The organism is Mesorhizobium sp. P5_C1, from assembly GCF_054049815.1.
Genome location: NZ_JBFULQ010000736.1, coordinates 1 through 2,197 on the forward strand (window position 1 = coordinate 1; position 2,197 = coordinate 2,197).

Sequence of the window (2,197 nt, forward strand, 5' to 3'; positions counted from 1 at the left end):
CTGCCGCAACTCCTGAACAATGCCATCAACGAGACGCTGTCGAGAACGACGCTGACCTCGGTGACGACGATCCTGGCGCTGCTGGCGCTGGTGCTGTTCGGCGGCGAGGTCATCCGGTCGTTCACCATGGCCATGCTGTTCGGCGTCGTGTTCGGCACCTATTCGTCGATCTTCATCGCGGCACCGCTGCTGATCCTGTTCAAGCTGCGGCCACAGGCTGAAAGCGACGAGCAGAAGCCGGTCGGCGGCAGCAAGGCGGTCGCGACCTGACGCGCGGCCCCGAAGGGGTGTCAGAACGGTGACCGGCAAAGGCATCGTCATCCGCGAGGCGCATTTCCCCGGCCGCGCGCCGGTCGAGGCCTATGGCAATGGTGGGTTCCGCTTCGCCGACATGTCGCATCGCGGCTCGCTGCTCTGCCTGCCATCCGGCATCCATGGCTGGGAGCCGGCGGATCCCCTGGCGCTGACGGCGGCGGATTTCGACAGGCTGCTGGCCGAAGCCGACAAGGTCGAGATCCTGCTGGTCGGCATGGGCAGGGAACTCAGGCCATTGCCGGCAGCATTGCGGGCCGCGCTTAAGGCGGCAGGCATTGCGTCCGATCCGATGTCGACGGGTGCTGCGGTGCGGACCTACAATGTCCTGCTGGCGGAAGACCGCGCCGTGGCCGCCGCGCTCATCGCCGTCGATTGACATGTCTCAGAATGCCAAAATCGTCATGGACGCGGTGCGCGCCGCCGACCACGACCGCTATCTCACGGCGCTCTACGCGCCGGCCGACAAGCGCGATGCTTTGCTTTCGCTCTACGCCTTCAATGCCGAGATCGCCGGCATTCGCGATCGCATCCACGAAGCACTGCCTGGCGAGGTGCGGCTGCAATGGTGGCGCGATGTCATTGCCGCTGAAGATGACGGCGCAAGCATCGGCCACCCCGTTGCCGACGCGCTGAAGGCGACGATTTCCGCTTTCCGCCTGCCGAAACTCGCCTTCGACAACATGCTCGAAGCGCGCATTTTCGACCTCTACGACGATCCGATGCCGTCGCGCACCGATCTGGAAGGCTATTGCGGCGAGACGGCAGCCGCACTCATCCAGCTTGCGGCGATGGTGCTCGATCCCGTCGCGGCGCCACGGTTTGYCGAACTGGCGGGCAGGGCAGGCTGTGCGCAGGCGATGACCGGCCTGCTGCTTCTGCTGCCGCTGCACCGCAAACGCGGGCAATGTTTTGTCCCGGCCGATATCCTGGCCGCGGCGGGATCGTCACCGGAAGAGTTTGTTGCCGGCGATGGCGGCCCTGGCGCCAAACGTGCGGTGGCAGCGATGATGGCGCTGGCGCGCGACCATCTTTCCGCTTTCGAGCAAGGCGCGTCTGCTCTGCCGGTCTCGTTGCATCAGGCATTCCTGCCGTTGGCCCTGTCGCGTGCCTATCTCAGGAAAATGGAGAGTGGTTCGCCGCTCGATGGGGTGGCGCGGCTGTCGGCCTTGCGCCGGCATTGGCTGCTGCTGCGGCGCGCGGGCAAGGGCTGGCCGGCACTTTGACGTAAACGTCAATCATGTTAAGGAGTCTCTCGGCCAAAACTGTTGCCAAAGACGACAGACCGGCCGGAGGAGATGCTGCATCCATGAGCTTGCCTTTGCTGGTCGCGATCGTCGCCCTTGGCATTGCGCTGTCGGTCGCCGCCGTACATTTCACCGGCGGCAGCAAGACGGCCACGCTTGCCGGCACGGATCAGGCGATGAGCCGTTTCGCTGAAGATTTTCCCGACGAGGTGCCCGCAACAGTTCGCCTGACGGCTGATGCCGGGACGGCGTTCCTGGATCTCGGGCGAGGGCGCACCGGCATCGTTCACAGCGTTGGCGACTGTTTTTTGACCCGCATCGTCACATCTCGGGACGTCACGGCTTTGACTGCCGGCGACGCAGACACGGTCTCGTTTCGGCTCGCCGACTTCACCTGGAAGGGCGGCCGCTTTCGCTTTGCCAGCGCAACAGATGCGCAAGGCTTGCTGAAAGCGCTTGAGCGGCGACATTCAAATTCCGCTGGGGAGGCGACGTGATGGACAGCTACAACTTTCCGCAGGTCACCCAACTGGCCATCCCGTTCTTCGTTGCCGCGATCCTGATCGAGCTCTGGCTGGTGCGCAGCGGCCGCGCCAAGGGCTCGTTCGAGACGCGCGACACGTTGACCAGCCTGATGA

At 64.7% G+C, this 2,197-nt stretch carries 3 protein-coding genes and 2 pseudogenes; all 5 read left to right on the forward strand.

Annotated features, from left to right (window positions below; all coding sequences use genetic code 11):
- Positions 1-270 (forward strand): annotated as a pseudogene (locus ACXJ7R_RS30600) (protein translocase subunit SecDF); the annotation flags it as partial.
- A 28-nt stretch (positions 271-298) separates the two neighbouring features.
- Positions 299-691: an Mth938-like domain-containing protein gene (locus tag ACXJ7R_RS30605; protein ID WP_457155074.1), complete on the forward strand. Its 393-nt coding sequence runs from the start codon at positions 299-301 to the stop codon at positions 689-691.
- A gap of 1 nt (position 692) precedes the next feature.
- Positions 693-1,538 (forward strand): phytoene/squalene synthase family protein, encoded by an 846-nt coding sequence (locus tag ACXJ7R_RS30610; RefSeq protein WP_457155075.1) that lies wholly within the window; start codon positions 693-695, stop codon positions 1,536-1,538.
- Positions 1,539-1,621: 83 nt separating this feature from the next.
- On the forward strand, positions 1,622-2,056 hold the full coding sequence (locus ACXJ7R_RS30615) for a hypothetical protein (RefSeq protein ID WP_457155076.1): 435 nt from the start codon (positions 1,622-1,624) through the stop codon (positions 2,054-2,056).
- A pseudogene (locus ACXJ7R_RS30620) lies at positions 2,056-2,197 on the forward strand (sterol desaturase family protein); the annotation flags it as partial. The gene ACXJ7R_RS30615 and the pseudogene ACXJ7R_RS30620, both read left to right, overlap by 1 nt.

What these genes read in the sequence shown, in the direction of transcription:
- ACXJ7R_RS30615 (WP_457155076.1), top strand. Translation starts at nt 1,622, where the DNA reads ATGAGCTTGCCTTTGCTGGTCGCGATCGTCGCCCTTGGCATTGCGCTG.